17 protein-coding genes, 1 tRNA gene, 2 riboswitches and 1 other annotated feature (1 of these 21 running past the window's edge) are annotated in these 17376 nt (G+C 33.5%); of the genes, 1 reads left to right on the top strand and 17 read right to left on the bottom strand.

What is annotated here, in order from left to right; all coding sequences use genetic code 11:
• Positions 1-33: 33 nt before the first annotated feature.
• The 11 genes from grdA to P8V03_RS06155 form a co-directional block, all read right to left on the bottom strand.
• Entirely contained in the window at positions 34-498 is a 465-nt protein-coding gene (gene grdA, locus P8V03_RS06205) for a glycine/sarcosine/betaine reductase complex selenoprotein A (RefSeq protein WP_261670580.1), read from the bottom strand.
• A 143-nt stretch (positions 499-641) separates the two neighbouring features.
• Positions 642-1928 (bottom strand): glycine/sarcosine/betaine reductase component B subunit, encoded by a 1287-nt coding sequence (locus P8V03_RS06200; protein WP_261670579.1) that lies wholly within the window; start codon positions 1926-1928, stop codon positions 642-644.
• A gap of 173 nt (positions 1929-2101) precedes the next feature.
• A complete protein-coding gene (locus P8V03_RS06195; RefSeq protein ID WP_261670578.1) occupies positions 2102-2434 on the bottom strand; it encodes a thioredoxin family protein in 333 nt (110 codons plus the stop codon).
• A gap of 25 nt (positions 2435-2459) precedes the next feature.
• Positions 2460-3383, bottom strand: coding sequence for a thioredoxin-disulfide reductase (trxB, locus tag P8V03_RS06190; protein WP_318797301.1), 924 nt, complete (start codon positions 3381-3383; stop codon positions 2460-2462).
• 162 nt (positions 3384-3545) lie between these two features.
• Positions 3546-3923, bottom strand: a complete 378-nt coding sequence (locus P8V03_RS06185) for a GrdX family protein (protein WP_261670576.1) — start codon at positions 3921-3923, stop codon at positions 3546-3548.
• A gap of 89 nt (positions 3924-4012) precedes the next feature.
• Positions 4013-4065: riboswitch (glycine riboswitch) on the bottom strand.
• A 3-nt stretch (positions 4066-4068) separates the two neighbouring features.
• Positions 4069-4171: riboswitch (glycine riboswitch) on the bottom strand.
• A gap of 633 nt (positions 4172-4804) precedes the next feature.
• A complete protein-coding gene (locus P8V03_RS06180) occupies positions 4805-5641 on the bottom strand; it encodes a DegV family protein (RefSeq protein WP_318797298.1) in 837 nt (278 codons plus the stop codon).
• Between the two features lie 19 nt (positions 5642-5660).
• Positions 5661-6128, bottom strand: coding sequence for a tRNA (cytidine(34)-2'-O)-methyltransferase (locus P8V03_RS06175; protein WP_261670575.1), 468 nt, complete (start codon positions 6126-6128; stop codon positions 5661-5663).
• Between the two features lie 261 nt (positions 6129-6389).
• Positions 6390-7124: an N-acetylmuramoyl-L-alanine amidase family protein gene (locus tag P8V03_RS06170; protein WP_261670574.1), complete on the bottom strand. Its 735-nt coding sequence runs from the start codon at positions 7122-7124 to the stop codon at positions 6390-6392.
• Positions 7125-7157: 33 nt separating this feature from the next.
• Positions 7158-7244: transfer RNA gene (locus P8V03_RS06165), tRNA-Leu, on the bottom strand.
• 87 nt (positions 7245-7331) lie between these two features.
• Positions 7332-8666, bottom strand: coding sequence for a VanW family protein (locus P8V03_RS06160; protein WP_261670676.1), 1335 nt, complete (start codon positions 8664-8666; stop codon positions 7332-7334).
• A 229-nt stretch (positions 8667-8895) separates the two neighbouring features.
• Complete coding sequence (locus P8V03_RS06155; RefSeq protein ID WP_261670573.1) at positions 8896-10050, bottom strand: VanW family protein; 1155 nt, start codon at positions 10048-10050, stop codon at positions 8896-8898.
• Between the two features lie 231 nt (positions 10051-10281).
• Between P8V03_RS06155 and P8V03_RS06150 the strand changes: the two genes are divergently transcribed.
• The gene (locus tag P8V03_RS06150) at positions 10282-11517 is read left to right on the top strand and encodes a competence/damage-inducible protein A (protein WP_318797294.1); all 1236 of its coding nucleotides are present in this window, start codon (positions 10282-10284) and stop codon (positions 11515-11517) included.
• A gap of 61 nt (positions 11518-11578) precedes the next feature.
• Here P8V03_RS06150 and P8V03_RS06145 read toward each other — a convergent pair whose 3' ends face one another.
• The 6 genes from P8V03_RS06145 to cysK form a co-directional block, all read right to left on the bottom strand.
• Positions 11579-12751: an NAD(P)-dependent malic enzyme gene (locus P8V03_RS06145; RefSeq protein WP_318797292.1), complete on the bottom strand. Its 1173-nt coding sequence runs from the start codon at positions 12749-12751 to the stop codon at positions 11579-11581.
• 114 nt (positions 12752-12865) lie between these two features.
• Positions 12866-13510 carry an endonuclease III gene (gene nth / locus P8V03_RS06140; RefSeq protein WP_318797290.1) on the bottom strand — a complete coding sequence of 215 codons (645 nt, stop codon included), beginning with the start codon at positions 13508-13510 and terminating at the stop codon, positions 12866-12868.
• A 168-nt stretch (positions 13511-13678) separates the two neighbouring features.
• Entirely contained in the window at positions 13679-14377 is a 699-nt protein-coding gene (locus P8V03_RS06135) for a lysophospholipid acyltransferase family protein (RefSeq protein WP_261670569.1), read from the bottom strand.
• A gap of 106 nt (positions 14378-14483) precedes the next feature.
• Positions 14484-15455 carry a tRNA epoxyqueuosine(34) reductase QueG gene (queG, locus tag P8V03_RS06130; RefSeq protein ID WP_318797287.1) on the bottom strand — a complete coding sequence of 324 codons (972 nt, stop codon included), beginning with the start codon at positions 15453-15455 and terminating at the stop codon, positions 14484-14486.
• An 81-nt stretch (positions 15456-15536) separates the two neighbouring features.
• Complete coding sequence (gene epsC, locus P8V03_RS06125) at positions 15537-16133, bottom strand: serine O-acetyltransferase EpsC (RefSeq protein ID WP_261670567.1); 597 nt, start codon at positions 16131-16133, stop codon at positions 15537-15539.
• A gap of 62 nt (positions 16134-16195) precedes the next feature.
• The gene (gene cysK / locus P8V03_RS06120) at positions 16196-17107 is read right to left on the bottom strand and encodes a cysteine synthase A (protein ID WP_318797283.1); all 912 of its coding nucleotides are present in this window, start codon (positions 17105-17107) and stop codon (positions 16196-16198) included.
• Between the two features lie 72 nt (positions 17108-17179).
• Positions 17180-17376: a binding site (T-box leader), on the bottom strand; it runs 50 nt beyond the window's last position.

Here is a 17376-nt window from a genome sequence, read left to right as displayed (position 1 = left end):
TCCCCCCTTTTAGGAATTTAAACATATCAACTATTAATATTTTGAGTATTGAGTTCTCACGTTCTTAACTTCTTCGATGATAGCATCTACATCAAGAACCATTTCCATCATTCCGCACTGCTCATCGTAAACAGCTGCATCACATTCATCCTTTATTTCTGGCTCAACTACATGATAAACAGCTAATCCTAATGCTATTCCAGCAAGTGGACCTGCAAAAGTTGGGTCTCCAGCAGCTACAGTTTCAGCTGAAAGTCCTGAAGCTTCAGCTTCTGCTCCTCCGATTACTACAACAACGTTTTCTGCACCATGCTTATCAGTTAAGTCTTTTACTCTTTGTTGGATCTCCAGATCCATAGCACCAGCGGCTGTTCAGACAAAGCACTCTGTTGATGCAAAAACAACTTCTGCTCCTGCTGATTTAACGCAAGCTTCAATAGCTGGTCCTGGTATTCCGTCTCTATCTCCTACTGCTATAACTTTTTTTCCTTGTAACATCTATATCATCCTCTCTTTCAATCCACATAGTATAATGCACAATTACTTCTTTGTAATATCACTTATTATAAAATCTAAGCTATTTTAAAACATTTATATTTTTATATTAAATATTCTAACAATTCATCCTAATTTTTTACTAATTAGAATCCTTTTGCTGATAGATAGTTGAATCCTACTTCACTTGTAGCTCCAGTTATAACCTGAATCTCAGCTTCTATAGTACCATCTTCTCTTAAACTTCCTACGTGTCCTCCTGCTATTATATCAGCAGCTTCAACGTGTCCTATTACCTTCTTCATTACAGGAAGTATAACAACTTCATTAGCATTTCCACCTGTAACTACTGCATCACCCTTTGGTGTTGAGTCTGCAAGTGACTGAGAAGCTCCATCTTGTCCTGCATATTCATCTGTAATTAATACAGTTTTTATTCCCTTATCAGTGATTTTGTTGCAGTTCATAACTAAGTCAGCATCTGGATTACCGAATCCTTCTTCTGATATTATTACTGCATCTGCTCCTACATACTCAACTAACTTAGCAGTCATGTTTGATGATCTTTCTTTATCTGCAAGATAAACGTTTTCGTTTGTAATTACACAACCTAAGAAGTTATAGTCTTTTCCATGTCTTTCATATAAATCTTCAATAACTGGGTGATTCATATGAACATAGCTTGGGTTTTTATCACAAGCTGAAACACAGTTTCCACTTACAACAGCTCCATCAAATACTTCTGTTGGATATAAGAATGTTGGTATAATCTTCTTAGCATCTACTCCATATACATAAGTATCATGTAAAAGTCCTTGAGTTTGAAGCATGTATACGTATACTACTTTAGGAAGATTTGGATACTGTTCAACCTGTTTTAATAGTGGTAAAGTTTCATAAACTTTTACTTCATCTGGCTCAACGTTTCTTCCTGCTTCTCCAAGGTAAGTAGCAGCCTTAAATCCAACCATTCTTACAGCTTCTTCATGCTCGTGCTGTTTAACTCCTGCCTTTGGCTCACAAATAATAACTAAGTTATTTGTCTTTGAGAATGGAGTATACTTAGCTCCCTCTCCGCTCATGTCTATAATACCTTCTTGGAAACCAACTATTTTACCTGTAGTAACTACAGCTGCTCCCTTTAATACATGAGTTCTTCCTTCTCCAACCATGTCAACCTTGCTTATGAATCCTGGGAATATTCCGCCTTTTCCTTCAACCTTAACTCTTGGCTCGATAACATCCTTTACAGGTATTATTCTTGTTTCTTCACCTGGTTTTGCGATATCAAAGTCTATGCTCGCAAGTCTCTCATCTCCACTAACTGTTGCTAGTAACTCTTCTTTGTTTACATAAAGAACTCCATTTTCAACCTTTGTTTCAGCTCCAAATTGAATATCTTTTATGTTGATTTTTCCTAACTCTAAACGCAAAGTGTTCACCTCCAAATTTATTTGGATTGAGAGTTAAGTATTTAACTCCCAATCAATATTTAATACAATTTTCTAGGTTTATGAGTAATTATTTATTATTTAATAGCATAGAGTCTGCTGTTTAGTTAACTTATTTTGCAAACTGCCAACTCTCTACTATTAATTAGTAACTATTAAAGTGTTTCGTAGTAAGCTTTTATAAATCCTTCTATATCATCTAATGAAGCAATTTTATCTGCAGTTATTGAAGTTGCCTTTTCTCCATCCTTGTAGATTATCATTGTTGGTAATCCAAGAACCTTTTGTGATATAGCTAGTCTTCTTGCAGTGCTTGTGTTTAAGCTAGCAAACTTTATCTTGTCACCATATTTTCCTTCAAGGTCATGTACTCCTGGCATAAGCTGTTTACATATTTCACATTTATCTCCCCAGAAATCTACGAAAACTGGCTTTTCAGTATAAGTTAAAACTTCAGCTTCAAAATTCTCTTTGTTTAATTCTATCATTTCAAAATCCTCCTACTACCAATTTTTATTTACTATGTTCTGCTATATAATGCTCAGCAGCTGTTGCAGCTATAGCTCCATCTGCTGCTGCAGTTATAACCTGTCTTAAAGTTTTCTTTCTTACATCCCCTGCAGCAAATACTCCAGACATGTTTGTTCTCATGTCTTCATCTGTTACGATATATCCGCCTTCCATTTCTAATTGTCCATCGAACAATTGGGAAATTGGGTCATATCCAACAAATACGAAGCATCCATCTACTTTTAATTCACTAGTTTCACCAGTCTTTAAGTTTCTTACTACAAGACCTTCTAATATTTCATCTCCTAAAGCTGCATCAACAGTTGAATCCCAGATGAATTTTATCTTAGGATTTGCAAAAGCCTTTTCTTGTAATGACTTAGCTGCTCTTAAAGAATCTCTTCTGTGAATTATAGTTACACTCTCAGCAAACTTTGTAAGATATATTGCTTCAGTTATAGCTGAATCTCCTCCACCGATAACTGCAATATCTAGTTCTGTAAAGAAGTCTGCATCACAAGTAGCACAATATGATACTCCCTTTGCTCTTAGTTCTTGCTCTTGTTTAAATCCTGCAAGTCTTGGAGTAGCTCCTGTTGCTACTATTATAGTCTTTGCTCTGTAAGTTTCATTTTTTCCCTTTACAACCTTAACATCGCCCTCTAATTCTACCTCTGCGATATCATCTTTTCCGAAGTTAACTCCAAACTCCTCTGCTTGCTTTCTCATTCTTTCGATAAGACTTGGACCTGTACAATTCTCTATTGATCCTGGATAGTTTTCTAATTCATCTGTAGTTGAAGTTTGTCCTCCAAATTTAGCTCTTTCAATAAGTAATGTATCCATTCTTGATCTTGCAGCATAAAGTCCTGCTGATAATCCTGCTGGTCCACCACCGATTATTATAGTGTCGTAAATGTGTGACATTTTCATTACCTCCTACTATCTCTAATTAAACTATTACTGATAAAATTTGCTTAGAGCTATTCGCCCTTATGACTAAACCTTAATTTTACAGGATAACAATAAGTTTTTCAATTCCTGTACATTCTACTTAAAAGGGTGAACTATAATCTTTATTAAGCTACATTAATATAAGGCATGATAGATTAAATCATAATCTATCAACTGAAAGTCTTCTAAAACCTGTTCACTCCAATTAGGAATTCCAAACTTATTAGTGAACTTTTCAGTTGAACTTATTCCTTCTTCTATGTACTTTAAGGAGTCCACCTCTACAGCTTTTTCTCTATTTTTTGATATAATAACTGTTCTATAAGGCGTCTCATTTGGTTTTATACTACTCATTAAAGGATGAGTAAGAAGTTTATGACCATTATGAATATAGCTTCTTACCTTCTTAAATACATCTATGGTAGACCCATCTATAAATTCAGTTACATATTTACTGCTTAAATTCTCTTTGCTCATGGGATTATTTGTTACAACTATTATAGGTTCTATCATACTAACTCTCCTTTATAGGCTTTAAGCGCCATACATATATTTCCAACTAGACACACAAAAAAACAGAGATAAAAGCCTTCAGCCTTTACCTCTGTCTATTAACCTGAGAGTTTTACTCCTTCGGTGCATATGCTTTCCAGAGACTTGTCCATTTTCGGTCCTTTTGCCTGAGAGCTTCATACTATTTCGCTTATAGTACTTCCTCCTTCGGCTATCCACTTAAGGATGTCATATACCTAAAATTACTTTTTTAGATATATAACTAAGTAAATTCGCATTAACTGATTGTTAACATTTCTACTTAATCTCCCGAAAATTTCATCCAACATTATTGAATTTTGTTATGTTTTTGTTATGTTATTGTTTACATTTATTATTATATATTATCAAGTGCAAAAATTCTATACTTTTCTGAAATATTAATTATTACATTTTCTAATAAATCATATTCGAATTGCTGATAATATCACCCATCATTTACCAATATGGTTACTAAAAAATGAATTTATGTATATTTTTTCAATGAACTCTAACAAAATACGCTAATTTGTAACTTAATAATCTAAATTTATACAATTTTCGTCATTTTCTTTTAAGTTTTTATATTTTGACCCAATTCAACCATTGATAATTCATTAACAACCCAGTTGTGGAATTATGAACTATTTTTTAACAATCATTGATAAAAAAAATAAGCCGCACCTATTACAGTCAACTTATTTTAAACAAATTTTAAACAAAAGCAATAAGGTAAGCTTCATTCTAATTTAGTATGTTGTTAATAAATTAATATACAAGAGCTTCCTAGACTGTCGATGAAGTGAAACTTAAGTCAGATGAGTTTTTACCTCTATTGACCCTAGTTACCGAATAAAAGTGATTTAAAAATCTTCTACAAAGAATATGCCACAGGCATCTGGTCCAGCATGAACTCCAACTACACACCCAACTTCGCATTCAATAAAAGCATTTCCCCTAAGCTTCAACTCTTCTCTTAATGAACTAACATCCTTACTAGCTATTTCTAACAGTATAACATCTTCTCCTTGTTTTATTCCCTTTTTATCTCCATAATCTAAAATAGCCCTTATAGCTTTCTTACTTCCACGAACCTTATCAATAACAACCATTTCTCCATTTTCTACCGCTAATATAGGTTTTATACTTAATATATTTCCTATAATTCCTGCTGTTTTGGACAACCTCCCACCTTTAACGAGGTTGTCCAAACTATTAAAAACCAACGCACTTTTTATATGAGGTATTATCTTTAACAGTTCTTTTTCTATTTCTTCTATATTAAGTCCCATATCTTTCAACTTAGCAGCCTTTAGCACTAAGAGCCCTAATCCTGATGTGACATTTAAACTATCTATGACAACTATATTTTCTGTTTCCAGCGTTTCTTTCGCAATACAAGCTGATTGATATGTTCCGCTCATTTTTGAGGAGAGGTGAATGGAAACTACCTTATATCCCATATCTATATATTTTTTATAGCATTCTATAAATCTTTGAGGTATTACCTGAGCTGTTTTTGGAAATGTATCTGAGCTTGCCATTTTAGCTAAAAGGGTATGGGTGTTTATATCTATTCCATCCTTATAGCTTTCCTCATTAATACTAACTAAAAGCGGGAGTACCTCTATATCATGCTTTTTTATAATATAGTCTGGCAGGTCTGCGGTGCTATCTGTTATTATCTTTACCTTTTCCATCACTTCACAACCTTCCTACTTATTTCATATTAGGGAAATCCATCTGCCTCAGTGCCTCATATGCAACTATAGATACGGTGTTAGATAAATTTAAAGAACGAGTAGTAGTATTTATCATTGGTACTTTTATACACCTCTCAGGATCACTTTCCCTTATTACCTCTGGCAAACCTGAGGATTCTCTCCCAAATACTACAAAGTCCCCCTCCTTATATTCTACTTGATGATAGAAATTTTTAGCGTGAGTAGTTGAAAAATAAAAAGTAGAATTCTTATATTTTTCCCTAAGTTCCTCATAGGACTCATATATTGTAAGGTCTAAGTACTGCCAGTAATCAAGTCCTGCTCTTCTTACCTGCTTTTCATCCAAGCTGAATCCTAAAGGCTTTATTAAATGTAATTTAGAGTTGGTAAGAACACAAGTCCTTGCTATATTCCCTGTATTTTGTGGTATTTCCGGTTGGAATAATACTATATTTAAACTCAATGTTTTTTCCTCCTTTGTACTTTGCAATTAAGAAATAAATTCCTCCTATAGCAAGGAGGATTTCTAACTATTTGAAAAACTTCATTAAATATATTACTCTATAATATTCTAATAGTAAAGTACATATAGACCTTATTCCTATATTTTATAACTCATGTTTCGGATTTCAGATTGTAAATATATTTTTTCCTGAAAATTTTTGCTTTGTAGAACACTAACTTCCTTAAGTTATATTATTCCACTTTTAACCAAAAATATTCTCTAGTTTCCTTCACTTTCATTGAGATATTTAATAATTCCCCTTGAGATGTTTTCAGATATATTCCTTAACACCTCCTCTTTTAGTAATTTTTCTCTATCTTCTTTGTTAGTTATAAAACCACACTCTACTAAAGCACAAGGGATCTCACTATATCTAAGCACCGCTAGATTTTGTGTTTTTATTCCTTTATCTTCCCATCCATCACTTTTTACAACTTCTTTTTGTATTGTTTTTGAAAGCTTTACCCTTTCATCTTTCTGGTATCCCTCTGGAGCATAATAATAAGTAGTCATTCCTTTATAGCTAGGGTCCTTAATTGAGTTTATATGTATAGAAACAAAAACATTTCCTTTTGCAGCGTTAACTATATTACCTATTTCCTTTAGTGGAAGTAGCTTGTCCTCGTTTCGTGTTAATATTACTGTATATCCTTTAGACTTTAAAACAGTTTCTGTGTATTTAGTAATTTTAAAAGCTATATCCTTTTCGTTTATATTTTGATAACTTGTCCCCTTGTCAATGCCTCCATGGCCTGCATCAAGTATTACAATATATCTCTTCTTATTTTTTAATACTGCGTTATCATTTTTACCTAATTCTTTTGCTTCTGGTGATGAAGTTACTTTAAAAACCTTCCCTTCGCTAAATACAATTTGGTTTTTTCCAATTATTAACATCAACAAGGTAAAAAAAATACAAGAAAGCGTAAATCTTTTCCTATTAGCAATTCTCATATTACAATCCCCTTATAAAGTTTTTGTTTTTTATGGTGCGGGTAACAGGACTTGAACCTGCATAAAGTCGCCTTCACTAGAACCTGAATCTAGCGCGTCTGCCAATTCCGCCATACCCGCAAATTACATTTACAATTATATCATATTTTACCATATATGTGAATATAATCAGAAAAAAATTAGGAACAAAGAAGCCTTTGTTCCTAATTACTTTTTAGTGCCTCGCTTTATGACTGCATCTACAGGCTTGTAGAAATCATTTGCTATCACTTCTTCACTTATTACTTTTCCATTTTGCTTAGTTCGTTTTGTGACCTTAACCTTAAAACCAGTAGAAGGTGCCTGAGTCTGCTGAGTTTGTCCAACAGGTAAAGTAGGATCATCAATGTATTTTACTCCAGGCTGTATTGTTTCATAAACCTCTGAAATTACCTCTGTAACTATTCCAGTAAGGGAACTATTTGAATAGATATTAAAGGTAACATTTCCTCCTGAGGTATCTCCTTCGATATATATAGGATAATCTAAAGTATTTTTAAACTTGTAATCTAAATTACCATAGTCAACAGTAGCATCCAGTCCCAAAGGTACATAGTGGGATGGAAGTGTATGATGGGCTCTTTCTACTGACTTTATATTTGCTCTTAAAATCGCATTATATAAAGTAGTAGAAACTTGACATATTCCGCCTCCTAGTCCTGAGTCCACTTGATTTCCAATAATTACAGGTGCCGCCTTATATCCTTTTCCAGCAGTTCTTTCTCCAACAACTTCATTGAAGCTAAAGGTATCTCCTGGAAGCATCACTAGGCCATTTATACTTCTTGTAGATAAAACTATATTATTTGCTCTTTCAGCCGAGGATATCGAGCCATAATTTGTTGTAAATGTAGCAATCCTCGAGTTTATAGTAGTTAACTTATCTGAAGTAATCCTAGCAGTAATAACTTCTATAGGGGCTTCTATGCTAATATCTGGTCCCTTATCGCCATTTAATTTAGAACTTATCTCTTTTTGAAGCTTATCTTTCTGCAGCTTTCTTCCACTTTCTTCAGGAACCGCTGTAAAGCTACCGCCATATCCCTTTAACCTTGCATTTACCGGTTCTTTATTAATATCTTTTTCTATGTTATTTAAAAGCTCTGTTATAGGCTTTGAATCATAAGTAAAACCTAATTTATACTGCTTTCCTTCTTTGCTTTTTATAAGTCTATATTGTTTAAATAAGTTTAAATTCTTACCATATTCATAAGCTTCCTTAACAACCTCATCCACATTATGCTTAGGGTTTATTTTAGAATAATCTAATGTATAAGTCCTGTCTGGAGTAACTATATTTAATTTCTTTTTCAAGACCGCCGCTCCATGTCTCTGTTCTACAATCTTTTTTGCTTCTTCTTTATTCCTTCCAGATAAATCTTCGCCTTCAATCTTAATGCCAGGGTATATTATATTGTCCCAAGCCTTTACTTTATTATGCATATATAACATTCCTGATATAATACTAAGTAATAAGATTCCGCCTGTTGTCCAAACTCCCATCCGCAACTTCTTCTTTTTACTTCTTTTTTTCCTTACCATCGGTACCACCTCTTCACCTAAAATAACGCTAGCCAACATTAGTGTCTTCTATACATCACTAGGATATAAGCACTAATTATCCTTCCGCTAAAGCATTAATTAGATATACGCTTTAGTATGATAAAATTAGGCATACTGCAATATGACATAATTCAGCTTCATACTTAATTATTATACTATATAGAACAAACTATTTGAATTGTTTTCTTGCTGACACATTGGAGTACAGAACAAATGTCACATTTCCACCTGAAGTATATGCTTGAATGTATATAGGATACTTGAAGTTATTCTTGAACTTATAGTCTATATTCCCATAATCTACTGTAGCATCCATGCCCTCTGGAACATAATGAACTGGCAGAGTATGATGAGTCCTTTCTAGTGAAGACATTCCTGAGCTATATACTGCATTATATAAGGTAGAAGAGACCTGACATACTCCTCCTCCTAAACCTGATTCTAGTTTGTTATCAACAATTACCGGAGCTGCCTCATATCCTTTTTTTTCAGTTCTTTCTCCTACAACATCATTAAAACTAAATACATCTCCCGGCATTAGCACTTTTCCATTTATGCTTTTAGTAGCTATAACTATATTATTAGCTCTTTGAGGAGATGATATGGCCCCATAATTAGTAGTGAAACTTCCTATTGTTGCATTTATATCTTTTAGCATGTCCCCTTTAATTTTAGCCTCAGTACTTTTTATAGATGCTTTTAGATCAATATCTCCTGATCCATTCTGCTGAACTTTTTCAGCAATCTCTTTTTGGAGTTTATCGCTCTCAAGCTTTATTCCACTTTGTTCTGGTATTACGGTAAAGTTAACACCATCGGTGTTTAAAGTTGCATTCACAGGATCTCTATTTATATCATTTTCCACAGTTTTTATAAATTCTTTTACAAAACCCTCATTATAAATAACCTTAAGCTTATAATTAACTGGCTTGGGGTCTTTTAACAAAAAGTACTTACTAAATAAGTTGACCTTCTTTCCATATGAATAAGCTTCCTTTACAGTCTCTTCAATATTGTATTTAGGACTCAATTTTGAATACTCAATATCATAATTCTTATCACTAGCAGTAATATTTATCTTTCTATTTTTTAATTGTTCTTCAAAGATATATTTTAATGCTGCTACTGCCTCTTCTTTTGTTTTTCCTGATAGGTCTATCCCCTCTACTGTAACCTTAGGATATATGTAATTATTCCAATACTTTACATCGTGATATTGATATGTTATATAACCACTGGCAATACTTAATAGAAGAACTATGCATACCAACATCCCTATAATAAAGTTCTTTTTAGAGGTATTTACAACCTTTTCTACTTCCATCTCAAATCCCCCTTTTTTCCTACAATGCTATTATACTATACAGCTGTTAATTTTTATATGATAGCTTACTTAATTATTATATTTGTGTCATTTATTAAATATAATAATTAAGTTAAATCATTAGTAAATATTTGTTTAAAGTAGTATATAATTAGAATTAGAAATTGGAATAAAAGACATCTTTATCTCTTATTTTCAATTTTTAATTCTGGACAGTTGGAGGTATAAATCATGAAATCTGAGATTATTTGTGTTGGAACAGAACTTTTACTAGGAGATATAGTAAATACTAATGCTCAATTTTTATCAAGAAGGTTGGCTGACTTAGGTTTTTCTATTTACCATCAATCTGTAGTTGGTGATAACACAGAAAGACTAAAGAAAGAATTAGAAGAATCCTTTAACAGAGCAGATCTAATAATTACCACTGGAGGTCTTGGTCCTACTCCTGATGACCTTACTAAAGAAACTGGAGCCGAATATTTTAACAAGAAAATGATAATAGATAAGAATTCCCTAGATAAGCTTAACTCCTACTTTTTAAAGAATGGTAAAGGAGAAATAAAAGGCGGTAATATGAAGCAGGCTTACTTTCCTGAAGGAGCAATTATTTTCCCAAATGACTATGGTACAGCTCCTGGCTGTGCTATAGAGGAAAATGGTAAGGTTCTTATTGTCTTGCCAGGACCTCCTAAAGAAATGAAACCTATGTTTGAGAATTATGTAATTCCCTTTCTAAAAAAATATAGTAATGGGGTTTTAAGCTCTAAAATCTTAAGAATCTGCGGCATAGGAGAGGGTATTATGGCTGAGCAAATTTCTGATATTATAAATCACAGTACGAATCCTACAGTTGCCCCCTATGCTAAGGAATGGGAAGTTACGTTAAGAATTACTGCTAAAGCAGATACAGAAGAAAGTGCATCTAAACTTATCGCCCCAACAGAAGAAGAAATTCGCAGAAGACTAGGTGACAATATCTACGGTGAAGGAGAAACCTCTCTTGAAGAGGTTATAGCTAAACTTCTTATTTCTAAGAAACTTACTATATCTACTGCCGAATCCTGTACTGGTGGCCTAATAGCATCAAAGCTTGTAAACTACCCTGGAGTTTCTTCAGTCTTTATGGAAGGTGCTGTTACATATAGCAATTATGCTAAAATGAACCGTCTAAATGTAAAAGAAGAAACCTTAGAAAAGTTTGGAGCTGTCAGTGAAGAAACTGCTAAAGAGATGGCAGAGGGTATCGCTAAAACCTCTGGAACGACTATAGGGTTATCTACTACTGGTGTAGCAGGTCCAGGCGGCGGCACTGATGAAAAACCAGTAGGGCTAGTCTATATAGGCCTTTATATCAACGGAAATGTTCAAGCTAAGAAACTTGAGTTTTCTGGAAGCAGAGATATGATTAGAAGAAGAACTACCATAACTGCACTAGATTGGCTGAGAAAAGAGCTTATCAAATAGTAAAAAATTGAAAATAGAGGATTTTTATAAGACTGCTCCTAAAAAACCCTCTATTTTCTGCTTAAACTCTCGCTACTCCCATTTCTCTAGCTATTCTTTTTACTTCTTCAGTTACAGAAGCACAGACTCTTTTATCAAAAACACCTGGAATAATGTAGTCTTCTCTCAATTCTTCATCATCAATTAAGTTAGCAATTCCTCTTGCAGCAGCTAATTTCATTTCATCATTTATTACTTTAGACCTTACTTCTAACGCTCCCCTAAATATTCCCGGGAACACCAATACATTATTTATTTGATTTGCAAAATCTGAGCGTCCAGTAGCAATTACTCTTACTCCTGCCTCTTTTGCAACATCTGGCATAATTTCTGGTGTTGGATTAGCCATTGCAAATACTATACTGTCTTTGCTCATTGAACTTGCCATTTCCTTTGTAAGAGCTCCTGCTGCAGAAACTCCTATGAATACATCCTTACCTTTAATTACATCCTTTAATGAACCTTCTTCTTTATCTCTGTTGGTAACCTCTGCAATTTCCTTTTGAGCTTGGTTTAAATCTTTATTCCCCTCTACTAATGCTCCTGCTTTATCACACATTATTATATTCTTTGCTCCTGCCTTAAGTAGAAGTTTGCATATTGCAATTCCTGCAGAACCAGCTCCATTTATAACGATTTTTAAATCTTCTAGTTCTTTCTTAATAAGCCTTGCTGCATTATATAGACCAGCAAGTACCACAATTGCAGTTCCATGTTGATCATCGTGAAAGACTGGGATGTCCAACTCTTTTTTTAACGTTTCCTCTATATAAAAACATTCCGGCGCCTTTATATCTTCTAGGTTTATTCCTCCAAAAGTAGGTGCTATAAGCTTTACAGTTCTAATTATATCTTCAGGGTCTTCACTATCTATACATATTGGAAAAGCATCTATTCCCCCAAATTCCTTAAATAACAATGCCTTTCCTTCCATAACAGGTAGTCCAGCTCCAGCACCAATGTTTCCAAGCCCAAGAACAGCTGTCCCATTTGTAACTACAGCTACAGTGTTTGCTTTAATAGTGTAATCATACATAGCATTATTATCTGCTGCTATCTCTAAGCATGGTTCTGCAACTCCTGGAGTGTATGCTATAGATAAATCTTCTCTTGTTTTTAATTCTACCTTGCTTTTGATTTCTAACTTTCCCTTATTCTCCTTATGTACTCTTAGTGCTTCTTCTCTAATGTTCATTAATGTTTCTCCCCTCTATAGTTTTTTAAAATTTTATCCACATTTATAATTAAACTTTATCCACATATTCAGAATAGAAAAATATACTTTGGGGGATAACTAGATCCCCCAATACTATTTTTTCTCTTCAACTAAGTTATTAAAAAACTCACAATAAGGTGCAACGGGGCAATTATCACAGTTAGGCCTTCTTGCCTTACATATTTGCCTTCCATGCCATATTAAATAATGATGGGTATCACTCCACATATCTCTAGGTATGTTTTCCATAAGTCCTTTTTCTACTGCATCAGGAGTATTCCCCTTAGAAATTCCCAGTCTATTTGATACCCTAAATACATGAGTATCCACAGCAATAGCAGGTACTCCAAAGGCATTAGACAGTACTACATTTGCAGTTTTTCTTCCAACGCCAGGCAGTTTTATAAGTTCCTCCATAGTATTTGGTACTTCTCCATTATGTTCTTTTAGTATAGTTCTAGTTGCACCTAATATATTCTTACTCTTGTTTTTATAAAATCCGCAACTCCTAATCTTCTCACCTAGTTCCTCTTCTGTAAGAGATATAACTTTTTCTGGAGTATTGTACTCTTTATATAATTCCTCTGTAACTTGGTTGACTCTTACATCAGTACATTGTGCTGATAATATAGTAGAAACTAATAATTCATAAGGAGAATTAAAATTAAGAGCACATTTCGCCTCTGGATAGGTTTCGCTTAATATCTTTATTACCTCTTCTATGTTTTCTTTTTTCAACCATATCACCTACGCTATTTTTTTATTATATTATTTAATAATAATTTTACCATAGAAACAACCTAATACTACAAAATTCATCATAAAAACAAAAAATGTTCTTATGTTTTATATTGTAACACAAGAACATATCTATTTATTCTTAGCTTCTTAATTTAAAGAAATAACTTACTTATAGACTCCCCTATACTCTTCCGGTAAAAGTTCAGCAATTCTTTTCATCAAAAAGTCTGTGGCTCTATCTTCATACTCTCTTTTATCTTCTTCTTTATCTTTCTCTGGTAAGATTACCTGCTTTCCAACATTTATAGTAACCTTAGCATTTTGAAATTTTTCCTGACCCATATCCTTCTCATTAATAGGCAGTAGCTTTTCACTTCCATATATCCCAAGAGGAATAATAGATGCCTTAGTTAACTTTTGTATTAACACTACTCCTTTTTTTGCTTTAATCAAACTACCTGTTCTACTTCTTGTTCCCTCTGGGAATATAAGCACATTGTTGCCATTCTTTAATGTTTTTACAATCCTAGATATAGCATCTTTATCTGCAGAGTTAGGTTTTATAGTTATAGTCTTTGTAATATTCACTCCTATACTTGTTAGAGGGTTATCTGATAGTTTAGCCCCAGCCACAAAGGTTATATCTTTATCCTTAAATACCTTATTCAGGACTAACCCATCTGAATTACTTAAGTGATTACATATGAACAATATAGGGTTGTTTACATCTCTTAAGTTTTCCATTCCCCTAACTTCAATATCAGCATATTGTTTTAAGTATCTATCTACAATTCTCTTAGACAGATATTCAACTAATCCTTTAGGAAGATAGCCTATAATCTTGGCCACTCCAGGAGAAATCATAATAATGCCCACCTTTCATTATATAAATACTAAGTTTAATATATAATTAAAGCCTATCACTTATCAAATAAAATGTATAATACAAAAATATACTTTACTATATAAATTATAATTTGAAAAGCTCTAAAAGTCTATTATAATAATTTTTAACATAAGGCGAGCCAATTTCCTTTGGCTTTAAATCTTTACTTAAAGCCATTGCATTAATCAACGCATTTCTCTGAAGTATGTTTTTCCCCCTCCATCCACAGGAGGTTCCGCTATACTTCTCCTTAAATACTTTTTTATCTATATTTATAAGTTCCTCTAGGTTAACCTTATCCATAAAGTCCTTTGGCCTAAATTCTTCTATGGTAGAAAAAGCAGCATTTTTATTATAGGGACAAACTCTTTGACAAGTATCACAGCCGAACATTCTACCCTTTAGCTTAGAAAACCACTCATCTTCTATGTCTTTCTTCTGAGTTATATAAGAAAGACATATGTTAGGGTTATTTTCATTTTTGATAGCCCCTGTAGGACAACTAACTTTACACAACTGACAGTCCCCGCATTTATTTTCTAAAGGCCTATCACTTTCTATCTCTAGGTTTGTAATTATCTCTCCCAAGAATATATAGGAACCATATTTTTCCGTAATAAGAAGATTATTTTTACCTATAAAGCCTACTCCAGATTGAGCTGCAATATATCTTTCTGGCAGCGAATTGCTATCTACAAAATAAATAGCTTTCCCTCCTAGACTCTCTATAAAGCTGCATATACTTTTTAGATAGCCAGAAACAACAAGGTGATAATCCTTTCCTCTTGTGTATTTAGAGAAGCTTATTATTTCTTTAAAATCGCCGTCAAATAAATATGGGAAAGCAATAGAAATTATTGTTTTCCCGTCTTTCATGTATAAAAAAGGATTTATTCTTTTTTCTATATTCTCTTCTTCAAACTCATTCTCCAGTTTTCTTTCCTTTCTATCTTGAAGATAGGACTCTAGTTCACTAAAAATTCTACATTCAGTGAATCCAACAATATCTAAACCTAATTTGCTGCAGTAACTTAACACTTCTGATTTATAATTCAATGTAATCACCACGCTTTTTACAATAAAGGAATCAGTGTTATTAAATAAAATAGTTCAGGTTTTTATTCTATTTCAATTATATCATATCACCATCTCATTGTAGATACTCTTTTTTCTTCCTTTATAATCCTTTATTTCTATTACAGCTGGAGCAGAATTTCTGTGTATAATCTTTGCTGGTATTCCAACTGCAGTACAGTCAGAAGGTACATTTTTTAAAACCACTGAATTAGCGCCAATCTTAACATTGTCTTCAATAACTATAGGTCCTAAAACTTTAGCACCACTTCCTATTACAACATTATTCCCTACAGTAGGATGTCTCTTTCCAGTGTCCTTTCCAGTACCTCCTAAGGTTACTCCATGATACAAGGTTACGTTATCTCCAATTTCCGCTGTTTCCCCGATAACTACCCCCATACCGTGATCTATAAATAATCCCTTTCCTATAGTTGCACCAGGGTGTATTTCTATACCTGTAAAAAATCTAGCGATTTGTGATATTAATCTAGCCATAAAAAAAGCTTTTCTTTTATAAAAAAAGTTAGATATTCTGTATGCAATTAATGCGTGTATACAAGGATATAGAAGGAATACTTCTATTGGATTTCTTGCCGCCGGGTCATTTTTCATAGCACTTTTTAAATCATAAGCTAATAATTTAAATGGATTTTTCATAACTCTATCCCCCTAATCAACTTAATGGTGGGTCTAAATTTTAGACCCACAGTTTTTTTAAACTAGTCATATAATCCCATTGATAAATACTTTTCTCCTCCATCCGGTGCAACAGTAACTACCTTTTTACCTTTTCCAAGTTCTTTTGCTACTTTTATCGCTGCCGCTATGTTAGCGCCAGAGGATATGCCAACTAATATACCTTCTTCTGTTCCCATAAGTCTTGCATATTCAAAAGCTTCTTCATCTGATATAGTCATAACTTTATCTATTAGTTCCTTTTTGTATATATCAGGTACGAACCCTGCTCCTATACCTTGTATTTTGTGAGGACCAGCCTGACCTCCTGATATAACTGGGGACTTTTCTGGCTCTACTGCTATAACCTTTATATTCTCATTATGCTTCTTTAGGTTACCACCAACTCCAGATATAGTTCCGCCAGTACCAACTCCTACTACGAAAACATCTAAATCTTCTACATCCTTTAATATTTCATTAGCAGTAGTTTCATAGTGTTTTAATGGATTTGCTTCATTTGTGAATTGCTGTGGTATAAAGTATCCTTCTTTACCATCACCTATTTCTAGTGCTTTTTCTATTGCACCTTTCATACCCTTTACACCATCAGTAAGAACAAGCTCTGCTCCATAAGCCTTCATCATAGCTCTTCTTTCCACGCTCATAGTTTCTGGCATAACTATTATTACCTTATAGCCTTTTAATTTTCCTATCATCGCAAGAGCTATTCCTGTATTACCACTAGTTGGCTCAACTAGTGTATCGCCTGGCTTTATAAGTTCTTCCTTTTCAGCTTTTTCTATCATTCCAAGAGCTGCCCTATCCTTAACGCTTCCACCTGGATTAAATTTTTCTAGCTTTACATATACCTCTGCCATATTTTCATCTACCATATTTTTAAGTTTTAATAAAGGTGTTCCACCTATCATATCTAATGCGTTATAAAATATCATTTTACTACCTCCAATTTTAATTTTATAATTATAATTCCCTATTTTGACGTCAAAAAACCCCGTCTCTAAAATTTTAGAGACGGGGTGTAATCCGCGGTTCCACTCTAATTAGATTCTAATATTACTTAAAATCTCAACTCACCTTTCAAGCACAGCGCTATGCTCTACCACTGTAACGGGTGGTCCCGATGTAGCCTACTTAGTTCGGTACATAACTCCAAAGGGCACTTCACATAAAATTCGTTTAGAAACCTCCCAGCAAATGGTTC

It is taken from the genome of Clostridium tanneri, assembly GCF_033659955.1.
In the GTDB taxonomy this organism is placed as follows: domain Bacteria; phylum Bacillota; class Clostridia; order Clostridiales; family Clostridiaceae; genus Clostridium_AM; species Clostridium_AM tanneri.
This window is presented reverse-complemented; position numbering and strand designations above follow the sequence as displayed.

Coding starts and splice junctions, on each gene's coding strand:
- P8V03_RS06135 (WP_261670569.1), bottom strand. CDS start 14,377: ATGATTTCTCCTGGAGTGGCCAAGATTATAGGCTATCTTCCTAAAGGA.
- P8V03_RS06155 (WP_261670573.1), bottom strand. CDS start 10,050: ATGGAAGTAGAAAAGGTTGTAAATACCTCTAAAAAGAACTTTATTATA.
- P8V03_RS06180 (WP_318797298.1), bottom strand. CDS start 5,641: ATGGAAAAGGTAAAGATAATAACAGATAGCACCGCAGACCTGCCAGAC.
- P8V03_RS06160 (WP_261670676.1), bottom strand. CDS start 8,666: ATGGGAGTTTGGACAACAGGCGGAATCTTATTACTTAGTATTATATCA.
- cysK (WP_318797283.1), bottom strand. CDS start 17,107: ATGATATTTTATAACGCATTAGATATGATAGGTGGAACACCTTTATTA.
- P8V03_RS06185 (WP_261670576.1), bottom strand. CDS start 3,923: ATGATAGAACCTATAATAGTTGTAACAAATAATCCCATGAGCAAAGAG.
- P8V03_RS06195 (WP_261670578.1), bottom strand. CDS start 2,434: ATGATAGAATTAAACAAAGAGAATTTTGAAGCTGAAGTTTTAACTTAT.
- epsC (WP_261670567.1), bottom strand. CDS start 16,133: ATGAAAAATCCATTTAAATTATTAGCTTATGATTTAAAAAGTGCTATG.
- P8V03_RS06145 (WP_318797292.1), bottom strand. CDS start 12,751: ATGAACATTAGAGAAGAAGCACTAAGAGTACATAAGGAGAATAAGGGA.
- P8V03_RS06170 (WP_261670574.1), bottom strand. CDS start 7,124: ATGAGAATTGCTAATAGGAAAAGATTTACGCTTTCTTGTATTTTTTTT.
- trxB (WP_318797301.1), bottom strand. CDS start 3,383: ATGTCACACATTTACGACACTATAATAATCGGTGGTGGACCAGCAGGA.
- P8V03_RS06150 (WP_318797294.1), top strand. CDS start 10,282: ATGAAATCTGAGATTATTTGTGTTGGAACAGAACTTTTACTAGGAGAT.